Below are 18,420 nucleotides of genomic sequence, written 5' to 3'. Positions count from 1 at the left end.
CCTTCGATGTTCTCGAGCGTTCAGCCCTCGACGACGCTGTCCGCCGCGCGCACGATCGGGATCGCGGCCGTCACCGCCTGCAGGCCGGAGAGACGGGCGGGAGAGATCTGCTTCATGACCTCGTCGCGGGTCATGAGTCCGGCCTCGACGACCAGGTCGGCGACGTTGCGGTGCGTGAGCAGCGCGGTCTTGGCGAGGGCCGCCGCGGCGGCGTAGCCGATGAACGGCGTCAGCGCCGTGACGACGCCAACCGACGAGCCCACCATCGCGCCCAGACGCTCGCGGTTGGCCGTGATGCCGTCGACGCAGTTGACGCGGAGCGTCCACATCGCCTGGCGCATCCACGTGATCGACTGGTAGATCGAGTGCGCGATGACCGGCTCGAAGGCGTTGAGCTGGAGCTGACCGCTCTCGACGGCCATCGTCACGGTCATGTCGGCGCCGACCACCGAGAACGCGACCTGATTCACCACCTCGGGGATGACGGGGTTCACTTTGCCCGGCATGATGCTCGAACCCGCCTGGCGCGCGGGGAGGTTGATCTCGCCGAGGCCTGCCTGGGGGCCGCTCGACAGCAGACGCAGGTCGTTGCAGATTTTCGACAGCTTGACGGCGTTGCGCTTGAGCGACGACGAGAACGACATGAAGGCGCCGGTGTCGCTCGTCGACTCGACGAGGTCGGTCGCCGTCTCGAGATCCAGGCCGGTGATCTGGCGCAGGTGCCTGAGCACCGCTCCCCCGTAGCCGGCGTGGGCGGTGATCCCGGTGCCGATGGCAGTCGCGCCCATGTTGATCTCGTAGAGCAGGTACGCGTTCTCGGTGAGGCGGTTGTAGTCCTCGCCGAGCGTCGTCGCGAAACCGTGGAACTCCTGACCGAGGGTCATCGGCACGGCATCCTGCAGCTGCGTACGCCCGACCTTGAGGACGTCGTGGAACTCCTCCGACTTCGACAGGAACGACAGACGCAGGAGCTTCAGCTCTTCGAGCAGGCTCTGGAGGGTGAGCGCGAGCCCGATTTTGATCGCGGTCGGGTAGACGTCGTTCGTGGACTGGCTGCGGTTGGTGTCGTCGATCGGCGACAGGAAGGCGTAGTCGCCCTTCTCGCGCCCGGCCATCTCGAGGGCGATGTTGGTGATGACCTCGTTGGCGTTCATGTTGGTCGAGGTGCCGGCACCGCCCTGGATGACGCCGACGGTGAACTCGTCGTGGAATTCGCCGTCGATCACGCGCTGGGCGGCGCGATCGATGAGGTCGGCCTTCTCGTGGTCGAGCACGCCGATCTCGCGGTTGGCCCGGGCCGAGGCCTGCTTGACCATCGCCAGGGCCCGCACGAGGTCGGGGTACACCGAGATGGGTCGCTTGGCGATCGGGAAGTTCTCGAGCGCTCTGGCGGTGTGGATTCCCCAGTACGCGTCGGCGGGGATCTCGAGGGATCCGAGGGAGTCGGTCTCGGTACGGGTGCGCGTCATTGCGTCCAAAGCCATGTGGGGGTCCTCGTGGGTGTCATGGTGAAGAGGGATGCCACGAGCCTAACGAGCGGGACAGTGAGGGCCGGTGGACACGGCGGCCGGTCGCGTCATCCGCACCATCCGTCACGTCTATTGCCGGTAGTCGAGGGACTGTCGACGCCCGACGGATTGCCGCCGAGCGGTCGTCCGGGTCGGCCGTGACCGGCCATCACGGGCGCTTGCGCGAGAACGCCTCGAGTCGCTCCTCGGGCGTGAGCTGCGCCATGCGCGCCGTCCACTCGGGGGTGAAGAAGCCCGAGGCCTCGTCGTCGACCACCGGGACGACGGCGTGCGTGATCGTGTCGTCCCAGACATGGACCAGGTGGAAGGAGCGTCCGGCATCCATCCCGTTGACCTCGTCGGCGGGGCGCGCGAGATCCATCGTGTAGCAGGAGGCCGAGGCCACGCTCACCGGCACCCCGGCGAAGGTACCGGAGGTCGAATAGTGCAGGTGACCGGCGAGGATCGCCCGCACGTCGCTCCCCGCGATCGCAGCCGCGAGACCCTGCTGATCGCGCAGCTCGAGGATGTCGAAGAACGGGATGTGCGACGGCAGCGGCGGATGGTGCAGCGCCAGGATCGTGCCGAGCGGCGCCGGGGTCGACAGTTCGGCGCGCAGCCAGTCGAGCTGCGCCGCGTCGAGGTCGCCGTGATGCCACCCGGGCACCGTGGAGTCGAGCGCGATGAGGCGCAGCCCTCCGAGGTCCCACACGCCGGTCACCGGCTCCTGCGTCGGCTCGCCGTCGAGGAGCCCTTCGCGCAGGGCCGGGCGCTCGTCGTGGTTGCCCGCGACCCACACCACGGGGGCCCCCAGGCGCTCCGCCCACGGCTCGACCTCGGCGCGCAGCACCCGATAGGCCTCGGGCTCGCCCAGGTCGGTCAAGTCGCCGGTGAACACCACGGCATCCGGTCTCACCCCCGTCGCCTCGGCGGCCTCGAGCGTGCGCCGCAGGTGGCGCGCGGTGTCGTAGCGATCGCCGAGCAGGCGGTCGCCAGCCAGCAGATGCGTGTCGCTGAGGTGGAGGATGACGCGCGCGGCGGGCGCGTGCTGACCGAACTGCACGGATGCCATGTCCTCAGCCTAGGAGGGGCCTCCGACACCCGCCGCCGCGGCGTCGGCCGCTCAGTGGTTGAACAGGATGAGCAGCAGCGCACCCAGCACGGCGGCGGCACACACCGCGAAGCACGCGTAGGCGCCCACGAGCGCCAGCCGCTTCTGTCCGTCGCTCAGCGGATTCTTCTTGGCCGCCTTGGCCACCGCCTTCTCGGCGCGGCGCCTCTGCTTGTCGGTGATCACGGTGATGGCATCCGTGAACTCCGCCGGAGAGACCAGGGGCGGACGCCCGCCGGTCACGAGCAGGCGCAGACCCAGCGAGTAGAACGTCACGACGATCGAGGCGCCCACGATGGCCGCGACGAAGACCTGGAGGAAGGCTTCCCAGTTGATCAGCATCAGGCGTCCTTTCCGGCCTTGTCGCGTTCGAGACGGCGCTGGCGACGCGTCGGGCCGGGCTTGCGCGGCACCTTGACTGCGGCGCCGGAGTCGGCGACCTCGCTCATCGCGTTGGCCGAGGTGACCGAGTCGCGACGAGAGCGCAGGAACAGGCCGAGGACGATGACGACGGCGATCACCGCGTCGACGGCCACGCCCCAGCCGCCCAGCCAGACGACGATGAAGGCCGCGGCGGCACCGACGGCACCGGCGGCGGGGAGCGTCAGCACCCAGCCGATCATGATGCGACCGACGGTGTTCCACCGCACGGTCGATCCGCGGCGGCCGAGGCCCGAGCCGATGACGGATCCGGATGCCACCTGGGTGGTCGAGAGTGCGAAGCCCAGGGCGCTGGAGGCGAGGATCGTCGCCGCGGTCGAGGTCTCGGCCGAGAAGCCCTGCGCGGGCTTCACGTCGGTCAGGCCCTTGCCGAGGGTGCGGATGATGCGCCAACCGCCCATGTAGGTGCCGAGAGCGATCGTCAGGGCGCACGCGAAGACGACCCAGAGCTGCGGGTCGGGGTTCGCCGAGGACTGCCAGCCGACCGTGATGAGGGCGAGGGTGATGACGCCCATGGTCTTCTGCGCGTCGTTCGTGCCGTGCGCCAGCGCGACCAGCGACGAGGTGAAGATCTGGCCCCAGCGGAAGCCGTCGCGACCGTCGGCCTTCATGTCGTAGCGGCGGGTGACGCCGTAGGCGATCTTCGTCACGACGAAGGCGATGATCCCCGCCGTGAGCGGCGCGATGAGCGCCGGGAGGATGACCTTGCTCAGCACCACCCCGGTGTCGATCGCCGACGCGCCGACGCCCACGAGGGTCGCGCCGATCAGGCCGCCGAAGAGGGCGTGCGACGAGCTCGACGGCAGGCCGAGCAGCCACGTGAGCATGTTCCACGTGATCGCGCCGATGAGGCCCGCGAAGATGATGGGCGGGAAGATGTCGGGACTGAGCTGCTCCTCGCGGATCATGCCGCCCGAGATCGTCTTGGCCACCTCGGTCGACAGGAACGCCCCGACCAGGTTGAGGCTGGCCGCCAACACGACCGCGACCTTCGGCTTCAGCGCACCCGTCGCGATGGGCGTGGCCATCGCGTTCGCGGTGTCGTGGAATCCGTTGGTGAAATCGAAGAACAGTGCCAGCGCGATGACCAGCACGATGATGAGGGCTGCGCTCTCCACCGTTCGCTTTCCGTGAGAAGGAAGAAGGGATGCCGACGGGATCGGCGCGACGAACGAAGAGTTCACCTGGAGTTCGACACCTGTTCATCGGTGTCGCCTCGACATCATTTCACCGAGGGGCGCGGCGGTCAAACTTGCCCGGTGGCCGGGGGCACGGCAACCCGTGTCTTCTCTGCGGACCGATGGCTCAGGGGCGCACTACCGTGGAACGGTGACCGATCTCGACCCGAAGCCCACCCCGCCCATTGCCGACCGCCGCCCCGTCGCGCGCACGCATCACGGGGACACCTTCGACGACCCGTACGAATGGCTGCGCGCGAAGGACGACGCCGAGGTGATCGCGCACCTCGAGGCCGAGAACGCGTACACCGCAGAGCGCACCGCTCACCTCGGGCCGCTGCGCGACGCGATCTTCGGCGAGATCAAGGGGCGCACGCTCGAGACCGACCTGTCGGTGCCCGCCCGTCGCGGCGACTGGTGGTATTACGGCCGTACGGTCGCCGGCGCCCAGTACGGCATCCAGTGCCGCGCTCCCCTCGACTCCCCCGACGACTGGACGCCGCCCACCCTCTCGCCCGACTCCCCCGTGCCCGGCGAGCAGGTGCTGTTCGACGGCAACGTCGAGGCCGAGGGCACCGACTTCTTCTCGCTCGGGAGCTTCGAGATCTCGAACGACGGCACGCGCATGCTCTACGGCATCGACGTCGCCGGCGACGAGCGCTACACGGTGCGCGTGCGCGACCTCACCACCGGCGCGACGCTCGCCGACGAGATCCCTGGGACCTTCTCGGGTGCGACGTTCTCTCCCGACGGGCGCTTCATCGTCTACACAACGGTCGACGACGCCTGGCGCCCCGACACCGTGTGGCTGCACGAGATCGGCACTCCCGTCGGCGACGACGTGAAGCTCTTCCACGAGCCCGACGACCGCTACTGGGTCGGCGCCGACTTCACGCGTAGCGATCGTTACCTGATGATCGAGATGGGCTCGTCGATCACGAGCGAGGAGTGGATCCTCGACGCCGACGACCTCCGCGGTGAGCCCCGCGTGGTGTGGCCGCGGCGCGAGGGCGTCGAGTACTCCTCCTCGCACGCCGTCGTCGACGGCGAGGACGTGCTCTACATCCTGCACAACGACGGCGCGCTCGACTTCGAGCTCGTCCGGGTCTCGGCATCCGATCCCCAGGGCCCCCGCGAGACCGTGATCGCCCATCACCCCGGCCACCGCCTGCTGGGCGTCGACACGTTCCGCGACTGGGGCGTGGTCGGCTACCGTCACGACGGCCTCGCCCGCCTCGGCATGCTCTCGTACGCCGACGGCGCCGTGTCCGAGATCGCGTTCGACGAGCCGTTGTATAGCGCGGGCACCGGCGGCAACCCCGAGTACGCTCCCCCGGTGCTGCGACTGGGCTACGGCTCGTTCGTCACTCCGGGCACCGTGTACGACTACGTCGTCGAGACCGGCGAGCTGCTGCTGCGCAAGCGCCAGCCCGTGCTCGGCGGCTTCGACCCCGCCGACTACGGACAGGCGCGCGTCTGGGCTCCGGCCGACGACGGCACACAAGTGCCGGTGTCGCTCGTGTGGAAGCGGTCGTTCGGCGAGCCCGGTGATGCCCCTCGCCCCGCGCACCTGTACGGCTACGGCTCGTACGAGCACTCGATCGAGCCCGGGTTCTCGGTCGCCCGCCTGTCGCTGCTCGACCGCGGCGTCGTCTTCGCCGTCGCGCACGTGCGCGGGGGCGGCGAGATGGGCCGGCAGTGGTACGAAGACGGCAAGATGCGTGCGAAGCGCAATACCTTCACCGACTTCGTCGCCGCGGCACGGCACCTCGTCGACAGCGGCTACACCACCCCCGACCGCATGGTCGCCGAGGGCGGCAGCGCGGGCGGCCTGCTCATGGGCGCCGTGGCCAACCTCGCACCCGAGCTGTTCGCCGGCATCCTGGCCGACGTGCCGTTCGTCGACGCCCTGACAACGATCCTCGACCCCTCGCTGCCGCTCACGGTGATCGAGTGGGACGAGTGGGGCGACCCCCTGCACGACGCCGACGTCTACGCCTACATGAAGTCGTACTCGCCGTACGAGAACGTCCGCGAGGGCGTCGGGTATCCCCGCATCCTCGCGGTCACCTCGCTCAACGACACGCGCGTGCTGTACGTCGAGCCGGCGAAATGGGTGCAACGGCTGCGCGAGGTGGGCGCCGACGCGATGCTGAAGTGCGAGATGGTCGCCGGCCACGGCGGCGTCAGCGGCCGCTACAACGCCTGGCGGGAGCGCGCCTTCGAGCTCGCGTGGCTGCTCGACGTGCTCGGCCTCGACGACTGACCCGCGCGCGCCGCTCTCGAACGCCCCGTCGCCTCGCGCGGCGGGGCGTTCGGCGTGTGTGGGGGCGTTCGAAGTCGCTCCGTTGCCAACCCATGTCCCGATTTGTGCAGACCGTGTCCCACTTTTGGCTGTCCACACACCGCGCAGGCGACCTTTTTCGGGACATGGTCCGGGCCCCGCCGCAGCACGACGCCCCGCCCCGCACACGGCAGGACGGGGCGTCGCAATATCAGCAGGCTCAGCCGAACAGCGCGGCGGCCTCCTCGTAGCGATACAGCGGGACGCTGTTGAGCTCGCCGAGCGCGTCGGCGAACGGGACGCGCACGATGTCGGTGCCGCGCATCGCGACCATCTGGCCCCAGGCGCCCTCGTGCAGCGCGTCGGCGGCGTGCAGGCCCAGGCGCGTCGCGAGTACGCGGTCGAAGGCCGACGGCGAACCGCCGCGCTGGATGTGGCCGAGCACGGTCGAGCGGGTCTCGATGCCGGTGAGGCGCTCGATCTCGGGCGCCAGCAGCTCGCCGATGCCGCCGAGGCGGGGACGGTTGAAGGCGTCGAGACCCTTGTCGCTGAACGCCTCGTCCATGCCCGTGAGCTTGAAGCCCTCCGAGACGACGACCAGGGGCGCGCGGCCGCGGTCGTGAGCGCGGGTGACCTGCTCGACGATCTCGTCGATCGACATCGGCACCTCGGGGATGCAGATCACGTGCGCGCCCGCGGCGATGCCGGCGTGCAGGGCGATCCAGCCGACGTGGCGGCCCATGACCTCGGCCACCATGCAGCGCTGGTGCGAGTCACCGGTGGTGCGCAGGCGGTCCATGGCATCCGTCGCGATGTTCACGGCGGTGTCGAAACCGAACGAGTAGTCGGTCGCGCGGAGGTCGTTGTCGATCGTCTTGGGCACACCGAGCACATTGATGCCGTCCTTCGACAGGCGGTCGGCCGCGGCCAGGGTCCCCTCGCCGCCGATGGCCAGGATGCCGTCGAGCCGGTGTCCGTACATCGTCTTGGAGATGTTCTCGGCGCCGCCGCGCGCCCCCTCGTAGGGGTTGGTGCGGCTCGTGCCGAGGATGGTGCCGCCGACCTTGGACAGGCCCTTCACCTCGTGACGCGTGAGCGGGAAGAAGTCGCCGTCGACGACGCCGCGCCACCCGTCGCGGATGCCGACGAATTCGATGTCGTAGTTGGTCGTGCCCTTGAGCACGACGCCACGGATGACCGCGTTCAGCCCGGGGCAGTCGCCGCCGCTGGTCAGGATGCCGATCTTCATGGGCAGAGTCCTCTGGTGCTGTGATTCGGGTGAAGGGGTCGGCGCCGTTGCCGTCTTCGACCCTATCGCCGCGGGCGGGAACGCTGCCACACGGTGACGGAGGGGCGCCGGATGCCGGGACCCCCGCGACCCCGCCGAGAGGCGAGCTCCCACCCGGGAACGCAGGAACGCCCCGGCGCCGAAGCGACCGGGGCGTTCGTGCGGCGAGGATCAGGCCTTGCCGAGCGCCTGACGCAGCAGGTGCATGAGCGCCGACAGCTGCACCGAGTCGCTGGAGCCGGGCTCGATGGCCTGGCCGTCGAGGGCGCGAGCGGCGAGCCCTTCCTTCGAGTCGATGAGCTCCGCGATCTTCGTGTCGATCGTGTGCGCGGCGATGATGCGCCACGCGGTCACGGGTTCGCCCTGACCGATGCGGTGCACGCGGTCGATGGCCTGGGTCTGCTCCGCGGCGGTCCACGACAGCTCGGCGAGCACGACGTTCGAGGCGGCCTGCATGTTCAGGCCCACACCGGCGGCGGTGAGCGAACACACCGCGATTCCCACGTCGGGGTCGCTGTTGAACGCGTCGATCGCGGCCTGGCGCGCGGTGGAGGTCTGCTCACCGCGGACCGATACCGACTTCAGCCCGGATGCCTTGAAGTGGGCTTCCGCCGCATCCATGACGTCGATGTGCTTGGCGAAGAACACGACCTTGCCGACCGAGCGCTGCAGCTGCACGGCGTAGTCGGCGGCGAGGTGCGCCTTGGCCTGGCCGATGCGGCGGACCATCGTGAAGACGTTCTCGTTCCCCGAGCCCGCGGCCTTGGACTCCTCGAGCTCGCCGTGGGCGACGAGGCGAACGATGTCCTCGTCGATCTCTCCGGCGGCGAGACCGCGGTCCCCGCGTGCCTCGATGATCCGGTGGTATTTCGCCGCGAGGCGGGCGCCGAGCTCGCGTTCGGCCTGACGGATGGACCGCCCGAACTCGTCGTCCAATTCGACCGGGAGGTCGGCGACGAGCTTGTCGGGCAGGTCGGCGGCGACGTCCTTCTTCTTGCGCCGCACGATGCCCATCGAGATGACGGCCTCGCGCGCCTCGGGGTAGAACGCCTTGTCCGCGGGGGTCAGGCCGGTGGCATCCAGCTTCTCCATCAGCTCGGGACCGGGCTTCTCGCCGTTGGTCCAGCCGAGGAAGCGCCAGATCGCGTCGAAGTCCTCGACGTCGTTGATCAGCGGGGTGCCCGTGAGCGCCAGCATGAGCGGGTCGCGGGTCTGCTGACGGACACGGGATGCCAGGGCCAGCACGTTCTGCGAGCGCTGCGACGTGAGGTTTTTGATGAAGTGCGCCTCGTCGACCACGACGCCCTTGAGGCCGATCGACGACAGCCACGACAGGTGCCGGTCGAGGATCTCGTAGTTGACGATGAAGACGTCGGCGAAGGCGTCGATGTCGGCGCCACCGCCCGAGATGACGGTCGCGCGGCGCTGCGGCGTCCACCGCTGCACCTCGCGTGCCCAGTTCATCTTGACGACGTTCGGCACGACGACCAGCAGCGGATACGCGTCGGCGACGGATGCCGCGAGCACCGACTCGGCGGTCTTGCCCAGGCCCGGCTCGTCGGCGAGGAGGAACGAGCGGTGACCGGTGCGCACGGCCTCGAGGAAGCGCGACTGGTGCGGCATGACCTCGAGCCCGCGCGGCGAGAGCCGGTCGAACTCGGGGACGGGCGGCAGCTCCATGCTGGCCGCCGATCCTCCGGCGCCGGTCTCGAACGCCTTGTACAGCGGGCCCATGAGCTCCCAGCCGTCGAGGCGGCGGCGCGGGGCGTCTCCGCTCGCACGCGGCGTGAGATCGGGGGCGAGGAAGGGGTTGGACATCTGGCGCGCCTCGATCGAGGCGGGGACGACCTGCTTCTCGGCCAGCGCCGCCGGCACCACGGGGGCGATATTGGGCGTGTTGTCGGTGATGATGAGCTCGTCGGGCGGGAGCTCGGCCCCGGACTCCAGCAGCCAGTCGCGGCGCATGCGGCGGGCGACAGGAGACGTGGCCTGGTCGACCTCGAGCAGCTGGATGAGCGAGGTGTCGCGCGCGGCGGTCTTGGCGAGGATCGTGGCGACCCCGTCGAGGCGCTTGAGCAGCTCGGCGCGCGCGGCGTCGGTGATCTCGGTGTCGGCCTTGACCCGGGCGCGCTCCTCGCGCACGAGGAACGCGATCACCTGGAACTTGACGCGGTTGGTGGGCCCGAGCTTTCCGCGCTGCGCCTTCGCCTCGATCTCGCGCACCTTGCGGGCGAGAATCGGGATGACGGGTGCTTCGTCGTCTCGTCGGGATGACGTGGTCTTCCTGCGTCGTTGGCTCGAGCCTCGGGACGCGGTTGCCGTAGTCGGCATGCTCCTCCTGAGCGTGTCGTCCGGATGACAATCCGGAGCGTCCGGCGAATGCCGGTGGATCAGTGACCCCGGGAGTTCGTCGCCGACGGCACGTCGCTACGAGTGGGCTCCACGACCCGGCTGCACCCTCGATCGAGAGCGGCACGCCGGAAACAGCGAAGGGATCATCACCATTCTACCCGTTCGCCACACCTTTCAGCGAGCAAGAGCCGCGAGGATGTCCTGGGTGTACCCGTCGGGGTCGATGTTCACCCACGACGTCGTGATCCAGTACGACCCCTGCACGGCCTGCGTCTCGCCTCGCGTGTACGGCTTGTCGTCCAGGGAGACACCCCGCTGCTCGATGCGGCAGATCGTCGCATCCCCCTGAGACTCGCACCCGAAACCAGATGTGTTCAGGATGTCTCTCACCGAGTCCGCCTGATCAGCGGAGACCACCGAGACGTTCGTCGAAAGCCCGGTGTCGCCAGGCTCCCCCCACGAGCATCGCAGCGTCGGCACCGTGTCCAGCAATTCGAGAAGCGCCGCCTGGTCGGTCGAGAGGAGCGTCACGCCCGGGTCGTTCAACGGCGGAACGTCGGCGGTCAACGTGGTCTGCATCGACGCCGAGTAGATGTCATCGCACGATGCGGGTAGGGCAGCAGCTGTCGGGGTAGGCGACGCCGAGGCGGTCGGCGATGCTCCCGGCGCGGGTGACGCGGCGCTCGGGGACGGGGACGAGGCCCGCGTGTCTGCGGGTTCTGCTTCGGGAACGCAGGCGGTCATCGTGACGATCGCGACGACGGCGACGCTTCCGAATGCGGCGGCACGGGCGAGGGGGGACATGCGACCTCCAGGGATCACCTCGACACTAACCCGGCCCGCGCGAGTTCATCGGAGTCTCAGACCGCGCGTCGCAGGCGCAGGCTGTTGAGGACGACGAAGACGCTCGAGAACGCCATCGCGGCCCCCGCCAGCATCGGGTTCAGAAGTCCCAGCGCCGCCAACGGCAGGGCGGCGACGTTGTACGCGAAGGCCCAGAACAGGTTGCCGCGGATGACGCGCATCGTGCGCCGGCTGAGCGCCAGGGCGGTGACGATGCCCCGCGGGTCGTCGCGCATGAGCGCCACGTCGCTCGCGTGCAGCGCGGCATCGGTCCCTCCGCCCATCGCGATGCCCAGATCAGCGGATGCCAGAGCGCCGGCGTCGTTGACCCCGTCTCCGACCATCGCGACGGTGCGCCCCTCGGCGCGGAGCGCCCGGATCGTCTCGACCTTGCCCTCGGGGAGGACGCCGGCACGCACGCGGTCGATTCCGAGGTCGGCGGCGACCGCCCGAGCGACGTGCTCGTTGTCGCCGGTGAGCAGGATCGGCTCGAGGCCCATCGCCTTCAGCTCGGCGACGGTCTCCGCGCTCTCGGTGCGGACGGTGTCGGCCACCTCGATCACGGTCCGTGCACGCAGGGCGCCGTCGGTGTCGGCCCACCCGGCCACGACGACGGTGCCGCGCTGCTCCCCCGCCGTCACGGCGTCCGCCAGAGCGACCGGCAGTTCGGCGCCGAACTCGGCGGCCAGGGCCGGACGCCCCGCGAACACGCGCACGCCGTCGACGGTCCCCGTGACGCCGCGGCCGGGCAGGGCCTCGAGGGCGGTGGCGACGGGACCGTCTCCTGCGGCGGCGACGATGGCGTGGGCGATGGGGTGCTCGGAGCCGCGCTCGAGGGCGGCGACGCGCTCCAGGGCGTCAGCGGCATCCTGGGCATCGACGGTCGTGACCTGCGTGACGCTCATCCGGCCCGAGGTGAGGGTCCCGGTCTTGTCGAGCACGATCGTGTCGATGCGCTCGGCCGACTCCAGGGCCGTGGGTCCCGTCACGAGGATTCCGAGCTGCGCTCCGCGGCCGGTGCCGACGAGGATCGCGATGGGGGTGGCGAGGCCGAGCGCGCAGGGGCACGCGATGATGAGCACCGCGACGGCCGCAGTGAAGCCGGCGGCCACGGGTTGCCCCGCCAGCAGCCAGGCGACGAGGGTCGCGACGGCCAGGACGATCACGACCGGGACGAAGACGCCCGAGATGCGATCGGCGAGACGCTGGACGCGGCTCTTGCCGAGCTGCGCGTCTTCGACCAGGCGCGCGATGCGGGCCAGGCGGGTCTGCTCGCCCACGCCGGTCGCGCGCACCAGCAGGCGCCCGCCCGCCGCGATCGTGCCGCCGGTGAGGATCGATCCGGGACCGACGTCGACTGGAACCGCCTCGCCGGTGAGCATGCTCTCATCCACCGAGGCTGTGCCCTCGAGGACCTCGCCGTCGGTGGCGACGGTCGCTCCCGGCCGGACGACGAACACGTCGCCCACGGCGAGGCGATCGACATCGATGCGGCTCCCGTCCGCGAGCTCGGCCTCGCGGGCGCCGAGGTCGAGCAGGGAACGCAGCGCTGCTCCCGCGCGGCGAGTGGAACGCTGCTCGATCACGCGGCCGAGCAGCAGGAACACCGTCACCGCCGCCGCGACCTCGAAGTAGACGACGGAGCTCGCGTCGTGCACGGGGCCGAACAGGGCGACCTCGTGCCGGATGCCGATCCGCCCGGCCGCCCCGAACACGAGGGCCCACACGCTCCACAGGTAGGCGGCGAAGGCGCCCAGGGTGATCAGGGTGTCCATGGTCGCCGCGCCGTGGCGGGCATTGCGCAGCGTCGCGCGGTGGAACGGCCATCCGCCCCAGAGCACGATCGGCGTCGCGAGCGCGAGCGAGACCCACTGCCAGCCGGGGAACTGCCACGCCGGGATCATGCCGAGGGCCACGACGGGGGCGGCCAACGCGAGCGACACCCGCAGCCGCACGCGCAGCGGGGTGGAGCCCGGGGCGTCGGCGGTGTCGTGGACGTGGCCCCCGTGGTCGGACGCCCCGTGGTCGGAGGCCCCGTGGCCGGAGGCCCCGTCGAGGGAGTGGCCGGTGGTGGCGTCGATGTCGCCGCCGGGAGCGGGAACCGCGACGGGCTGCGGCGCCGGGGTGCCGGCATCCGGTCGCTCCTCCGTCGGGAGAGGGAGCGGGAGGGATGCCGCGGCCCCTGCGGTCGTGTCACGAGACGGGGAGCGCGGACGCACGGTGGCGTCGTAGCCGGCGGAGCGCACGGCGGCGACGAGAGCCGCGGGGTCGAGGTCGGCCGGGTACCGGACCCGCGCGGTCTCGGTCGCGAGGTTGACCGCGGCCTCGACGCCGTCGACGCGGCCGAGCCGCTTCTCGACCCGGGCGACGCAGCTGGCGCAGGTCATGCCCTCGATGTCGAGCACGGCTTCGGCGGTCGACGTCGGGGGCTCGGTGTTGTCGCGCATGGCTTCTCCTCCGGTCACTCCGTCCAGAACACGATACCCCCTGGGGGTATTCCGTGGGCGTGCCCCCCCCCCCCCCCCCCCCGACACCGACGGAGATGCTGTCCGCCCCGCGCGCACGACCAGCGGGAACCGTACGCTGGGGCCATGGTCGAGACGATGACACGCGAGCAGCGGGTCGTCCTGTCGATCGCCGTCCTGGCTTCGTTCGTGTCGTTCCTCGACGGGACGGTGGTCAACGTCGCCCTCCCCGCGATCGCGGGCGAACTCGGCGGCGGACTGTCGACGCAGCAATGGGTCGTCGACGCCTACCTGGTGACCCTCGGCGCCTTCATCCTGGTCGCGGGATCACTGAGCGACGTCCTCGGACGCATCGTGGTGCTGCGGATCGGCCTGATCGGTTTCGGGCTCACGTCGGTGGCGATCGCCGCCGCCCCCACCGCCGAGTTCCTCATCGTCGCCCGCGCGCTGCAGGGCATCGCCGGCGCCCTCCTCGTCCCGAGCTCGCTGGCCCTGATCACCTCGACGTTCCGCGGGCCCGCCCAGGCCCGCGCGATCGGCATCTGGACCGGAGCGACGACCGTCGCCATGATCGCCGGGCCCCTCGTCGGCGGCATCTTCGTCGACACGCTGTCGTGGCGCCTCGTGTTCCTGGTGAACGTGCTGCCCATCGCGGTGACCATGTGGTTGCTCGCCCGTCTCGGTCACCGCGATCACCGCCGGCCCGGGGCCCGCGTCGACATCCTCGGCGCGGTCCTGTGCGCTCTCGGCCTCGGCGGCATCGTCTTCGCCCTCATCGAGCAGCCGAACCTCGGCTGGGCGTCCCCCATCATCTGGCTCCCCGGGGTCATCGGCATCCTGTCGTTCGCGGGGTTCCTCCTGCGTCAGCGCACGGCGCGCGACCCGATGATGCCGCTCGACCTCTTCCGCTCGCGCAACTTCTGGGCGGGCAACCTGGCGACCGTCTTCGTCTACGCCGCGCTGTCGCTCAACGGCTTCGTGGTGAGCGTGTACCTGCAGCAGGGCGCGGGGCTGCCCGCCACCCTCGCCGGGCTCGCGTCGCTGCCGAGCACGGTGCTGATGATCCTGCTCAGCTCGCGGATGGGCGCCCTCGCGGGGCGCTTCGGCCCGCGCCTGTTCATGACGCTCGGGCCGATCGTGATGGCGGCGGGGGCTCTGCTGCTGTTGAACGTCAGCGGCGACTTCGACTACTGGACGCAGATCCTGCCCGGCGTCGTCGTGTGGGGCCTGGGGCTCACCGCCACCGTCTCACCGCTCACCGCGGCCGTGCTCGGCGCCATCGACACCGAGCGCTCCGGCATCGCCTCGGCCGTCAACAACGCCGTCTCTCGCGTCGCGGGGCTCCTGGCGATCGCGGCCGTCTCGGCGGTCGTGGGCGGCTCGCTCGACCTCGGCGGCTTCCACCGCGCGGCCGTCTTCACCGCCGCGCTGATGCTGCTCGGGGCCGCGGCGTCGTTCCTCGGCATCCGGAATCACCTGTCGCGGCCGGACTGACGCGGGCGCGGCGTGGTGTTCCGGGGCCGCTCGGGCGCGGTGCGGAAACACCCCGCAACCGTCGTTCGCGGGTGGCCCCGCGGCCACGTCCACCGCCCCGTAGCCACGCAACGCGCCCCGAAACCACCCAGCCCGGCCCCGGCCCGCACCTCAGCGCAGGATCGCCCGCGCTCGCTCCACGTCGTCCGCCATCTGCACGAGCAACGCGTCGATGCCGTCGAACGCCGTCATCTCGCGCACCCGCTCCACGAAACGCACCTCGACGTGGTGGCCGTACAGGTCCAGCCCGGTCTCGTCGATCACGTACGCCTCGACCTGCCGCGCGTGCACGTCGTCGAACGTGGGATTGGTGCCGACGCTGATCGCGGCCGGGTAGCTGATGCGCCGAGCCCCGTCGACGTCGACGAGCCAGCCCGCGTACACGCCGTCGGCGGGGACGAAGCCCTCGAGCTCGGGCGAGAGGTTCGCGGTCGGGTACCCGAGCTCGCGCCCCCGCTTCAGCCCGTGCACGACCTCGCCCCACACCGAGGGAGCGCGACCCAGAAGGCGCGCGGCCGTCGCGACATCGCCCGCCGAGAGGGCCTCGCGGATCCACGTGGATGACACGCGCCGGTCGGCGTGGACGGCCCGCACGTCATCGACCACATCGACGCGGAACCCGTACTCGGCTCCCATGCGGACCAAGAGGTCGGGTCCGCCCGCTCCCCCGGCGCCGAAGCGGAAGTCACGGCCCACGAGCACCGTGCGCGCCTGCAACGCCTCCACGAGCACGGCGAGCACGAACTCGTCGGCCGGGATCGCCGCGAGCTCCTCGTCGAAGGTCAGCAGCAGCGTCGCGTCGACGCCGGCGCGCTCGAGCAACTCGAGCTTCTGGTGCGGCCCGATCACGTCGGGGGGGCACTTCTCGGGGCGGAGGATGCTGAGCGGGTTGCGGTCGAAGGTCACCGCGACGACGCGTGCGCCGTCGGACGCGTCGATGCGTGCACGATCGATCACGGCGCGGTGGCCGGCGTGCACGCCGTCGAACTTTCCGATCGCCACCACCGAGGGCCCGAAGTCCGCCGGGACCTCGGAGGGATCGCGGAAGACGATCATCGCGTCGCCCGTCGATGGCGCGTGAGCCACCAGAGCCCGAGGAAGGGCAGCGCCAGCGGGATGAACAGGTACCCGTAGCCGTAGACCGACCACACGGTGGGGTGCTGGAACAGCGCGGGAAGAACGAGGCTCAGGGTGCCCACCAGGAGCACGCCCACCAGCTCGAAGCCGATCGCGATCCAGGCGACGCGGTACCACGCGGGCCGCGCCGAGAAGACGAGCGCGAGGGTCGCGAGGATGTAGACGACGGCGGCGAGAGCCGACAGCGAGTACGCGAGAGGGGCGTCGTCGAACTCGCGCACGATCTGCACGAATGAGCGGCCCGTGGCGGCGAGCGCCATGATGCCGTAGACGACGACGAGGACACGGCCGATGCCGGTCATCCCCCGGGAGCGGGTGGGAGTGGTGGATGCCATGACCTGTCGATTCTAGTTCGCCCGCGCCGTGACCGAGCGGCGGTGCGCCCTCACGCCAGCTGCACGGTCCAGATGATGTGCATGCGCCACACCATGACCGCGACGGCGAGGGCCGCGACGCCCATGATGACGGTGCTCCAGCGGCTGCGTTCGATCAGCGCCCACGCGGCTCCGGCGACCGGGACGAGGGCGGCCGACACGAGGTAGGTCCAGAACTCGAGCAGGCTGCCCGAGGGGGGGTTACCCGCGAACGGCGAGATGATCGCGACGACGATCTGCACGATCAGCAGCAGCTCGATGAGGGCGAGCGAGCCGACCGTCACGTCTCCCGGCCGGCGGCCGATGAGCCCCGCGGTGATGGCGACGAGGCCCGCGAGCACGGCGATGCCCACCTGTGCGAACGTGAACCACAGGATCATCGGGCGGCCTCCTCGGGCATGTTCATGACGCTCTTCACCTGCGTGCCGCGTTTCTCGACGACGCCGATCAGGCGCCCCTCGGGGTCGATCGCGGCCGCGACCGCGACGGTCAGTCGGCCTCCCCCGTCGATGCGCTTGCCGTGCCGCAGATCTCGCGCCTCGTCGTCGCCCACGGCGAGGACGCTCATCACGACGGCGGCCGCGGTCGCGGGTGCGACGAGGGCGTCTTCGGCGATGTCGTCGACGGATGCGGCGGCGGCGACGTCGAACGCCCCGATGCGCGTGCGACGGAGAGCCGTGAGGTGTCCTCCGATGCCGACCGCGCGCCCGAGGTCGCGAGCGAGAGCGCGGATGTAGGTGCCGCTCGTGCAGTCCACGACCACAGCGAGCTCGATCGTGCCCTCGCCGCGGCGCGTCTCGCGCACCTCGAACCGCGAGACCGTGACGCTCCGCGCCGTGAGTTCGACCTCTTCGCCGGCGCGCGCGAGGTCGTAGGCACGACGGCCCGCGACCTTGATGGCCGAGACGGTGCTGGGCACCTGCTGGATGTCGCCGGTGAGGTCGGCGATGCCGGCCGCGATGGCCTCATCGGTCACGGCGGCGACGGCAGCGGCATCCGCCTTAGCCGTTTCGACACCGTCGGCGTCGTCGCTGTCGGTGGCGACCCCCAGCAGAATGGTGGCCTCGTACGTCTTGTCGGCGCCGACGATGTAGGTCAGCAGGCGCGTCGCTCCCTCGACGCCGAGCACGAGCAGGCCCGTGGCCATCGGGTCGAGCGTGCCGGCGTGCCCGATCTTGCGGGTGCCGAGCGCGCGCCGCGCCCGCGACACGACGTCATGGCTGGTGATGCCTCCGGGCTTGTCGACCAGGAGGATTCCGGGACGCACCATCAGCAGAAGTCTCCGAACACCTGCACCGGGTGCGAGGGGTCGGAGTTCTCGACGATGACGGATGCCGCCACGCGAGGCCGCGACTCGCTGAGGTAGTGCTTCTCGATCTCCGGAAGCTCCGGGCGCGCAGCGCCGATGGGCGGGTTGCTCTCGAGCCAGACGGAGAAGTTGTAGAGGGTGCGCAGCTCGGCGGTGTGCAGGAAGCGGCCCGATACGACGAGCACCGCATCGGCCGGCGCGGCCGGCGAGTCACCGAAGGGCTCACCCGAACGGAACGGCGCGACGAGGCGCTCGCGCACGTCGTCGGCGTGGTCGGCGAGGTTCTCGCGGAACACCGCGGTTCCCTCGGCCTCGATCGCCGCGGCGAACGCGTCGGCGAAGGTCGAGGCGGCCTCGGCGTCGAGCGCATCGATCGCGACCACGACGCTCCCCGCGCGGGCGTTCTGCCGCATCAGGTCGCGCAGGCTCCGCTGCAGGGTCTCGACGGGGTTCTCACTCGACATGCCTCCAGCCTACTTTCGACCACCGCCACCCGACCGCTCCCGCCGCCCCGCGAGGGCCCCGCCGCAGCGCCCCTCAAGCGCAAACGCGATGGCGCGAAGAAACGCGAGCAGCCCGCGTTCACGCGCGCGAACA

At 70.7% G+C, this 18,420-nt stretch carries 15 protein-coding genes; 2 read left to right on the top strand and 13 right to left on the bottom strand.

Translation table 11 applies throughout. The features are described 5' to 3' along the window. Window positions 1–20: 20 nt before the first annotated feature. The 4 genes from OVA26_RS07415 to OVA26_RS07400 all read right to left on the bottom strand — a co-directional run bounded on the left by OVA26_RS07415 (window position 21) and on the right by OVA26_RS07400 (window position 4,178). Window positions 21–1,484 (bottom strand): aspartate ammonia-lyase, encoded by a 1,464-nt coding sequence (locus OVA26_RS07415; RefSeq protein WP_268103633.1) that lies wholly within the window; start codon window positions 1,482–1,484, stop codon window positions 21–23. A gap of 193 nt (window positions 1,485–1,677) precedes the next feature. Continuing rightward, window positions 1,678–2,580, bottom strand: a complete 903-nt coding sequence (locus tag OVA26_RS07410; RefSeq protein ID WP_268103632.1) for a phosphodiesterase — start codon at window positions 2,578–2,580, stop codon at window positions 1,678–1,680. Window positions 2,581–2,631: 51 nt separating this feature from the next. Then, window positions 2,632–2,961: a peptidase gene (locus OVA26_RS07405; RefSeq protein ID WP_268103631.1), complete on the bottom strand. Its 330-nt coding sequence runs from the start codon at window positions 2,959–2,961 to the stop codon at window positions 2,632–2,634. Then, the gene (locus OVA26_RS07400) at window positions 2,961–4,178 is read right to left on the bottom strand and encodes an inorganic phosphate transporter (RefSeq protein ID WP_268104897.1); all 1,218 of its coding nucleotides are present in this window, start codon (window positions 4,176–4,178) and stop codon (window positions 2,961–2,963) included. Before OVA26_RS07400 ends, OVA26_RS07405 begins: the two co-directional genes overlap by 1 nt. A gap of 211 nt (window positions 4,179–4,389) precedes the next feature. Between OVA26_RS07400 and OVA26_RS07395 the strand changes: the two genes are divergently transcribed. After that, complete coding sequence (locus OVA26_RS07395; protein ID WP_268103630.1) at window positions 4,390–6,504, top strand: S9 family peptidase; 2,115 nt, start codon at window positions 4,390–4,392, stop codon at window positions 6,502–6,504. A gap of 238 nt (window positions 6,505–6,742) precedes the next feature. On the opposite strand, the gene OVA26_RS07390 is transcribed toward OVA26_RS07395, so the two are convergent. The 4 genes from OVA26_RS07390 to OVA26_RS07375 form a co-directional block, all read right to left on the bottom strand. Then, a complete protein-coding gene (locus OVA26_RS07390) occupies window positions 6,743–7,771 on the bottom strand; it encodes a 6-phosphofructokinase (protein WP_056227271.1) in 1,029 nt (342 codons plus the stop codon). A gap of 210 nt (window positions 7,772–7,981) precedes the next feature. Next, the gene (locus OVA26_RS07385; protein ID WP_268103629.1) at window positions 7,982–10,141 is read right to left on the bottom strand and encodes a DEAD/DEAH box helicase; all 2,160 of its coding nucleotides are present in this window, start codon (window positions 10,139–10,141) and stop codon (window positions 7,982–7,984) included. A 195-nt stretch (window positions 10,142–10,336) separates the two neighbouring features. Next, a complete protein-coding gene (locus OVA26_RS07380; RefSeq protein ID WP_268103628.1) occupies window positions 10,337–10,741 on the bottom strand; it encodes a hypothetical protein in 405 nt (134 codons plus the stop codon). Between the two features lie 281 nt (window positions 10,742–11,022). Continuing rightward, complete coding sequence (locus OVA26_RS07375; RefSeq protein WP_268103627.1) at window positions 11,023–13,452, bottom strand: heavy metal translocating P-type ATPase; 2,430 nt, start codon at window positions 13,450–13,452, stop codon at window positions 11,023–11,025. A gap of 144 nt (window positions 13,453–13,596) precedes the next feature. Here OVA26_RS07375 and OVA26_RS07370 point away from each other — a divergent pair, with 144 nt between their 5' ends. Next, a complete protein-coding gene (locus tag OVA26_RS07370; protein WP_268103626.1) occupies window positions 13,597–14,964 on the top strand; it encodes an MFS transporter in 1,368 nt (455 codons plus the stop codon). 150 nt (window positions 14,965–15,114) lie between these two features. On the opposite strand, the gene OVA26_RS07365 is transcribed toward OVA26_RS07370, so the two are convergent. The 5 genes from OVA26_RS07365 to OVA26_RS07345 are packed head-to-tail and all read right to left on the bottom strand — an operon-like array spanning window position 15,115 to window position 18,287. Continuing rightward, a complete protein-coding gene (locus OVA26_RS07365; protein WP_268103625.1) occupies window positions 15,115–16,059 on the bottom strand; it encodes a bifunctional riboflavin kinase/FAD synthetase in 945 nt (314 codons plus the stop codon). Then, window positions 16,056–16,475 (bottom strand): hypothetical protein, encoded by a 420-nt coding sequence (locus OVA26_RS07360; protein WP_268103624.1) that lies wholly within the window; start codon window positions 16,473–16,475, stop codon window positions 16,056–16,058. The genes OVA26_RS07365 and OVA26_RS07360 overlap by 4 nt, the downstream gene beginning before the upstream one ends. Window positions 16,476–16,525: 50 nt before the next feature. Then, window positions 16,526–16,894 carry a hypothetical protein gene (locus tag OVA26_RS07355; protein ID WP_144782102.1) on the bottom strand — a complete coding sequence of 123 codons (369 nt, stop codon included), beginning with the start codon at window positions 16,892–16,894 and terminating at the stop codon, window positions 16,526–16,528. Continuing rightward, window positions 16,891–17,784, bottom strand: coding sequence for a tRNA pseudouridine(55) synthase TruB (gene truB, locus OVA26_RS07350; RefSeq protein ID WP_268103623.1), 894 nt, complete (start codon window positions 17,782–17,784; stop codon window positions 16,891–16,893). Before truB ends, OVA26_RS07355 begins: the two co-directional genes overlap by 4 nt. Next, window positions 17,784–18,287 carry a hypothetical protein gene (locus OVA26_RS07345; protein ID WP_268103622.1) on the bottom strand — a complete coding sequence of 168 codons (504 nt, stop codon included), beginning with the start codon at window positions 18,285–18,287 and terminating at the stop codon, window positions 17,784–17,786. Before OVA26_RS07345 ends, truB begins: the two co-directional genes overlap by 1 nt. Between the last annotated feature and the right edge of the window lie 133 nt (window positions 18,288–18,420).

This window comes from Microbacterium sp. SL62, from assembly GCF_026672635.1.
Lineage (GTDB): Bacteria > Actinomycetota > Actinomycetes > Actinomycetales > Microbacteriaceae > Microbacterium > Microbacterium testaceum_A.
This window is presented reverse-complemented; position numbering and strand designations above follow the sequence as displayed.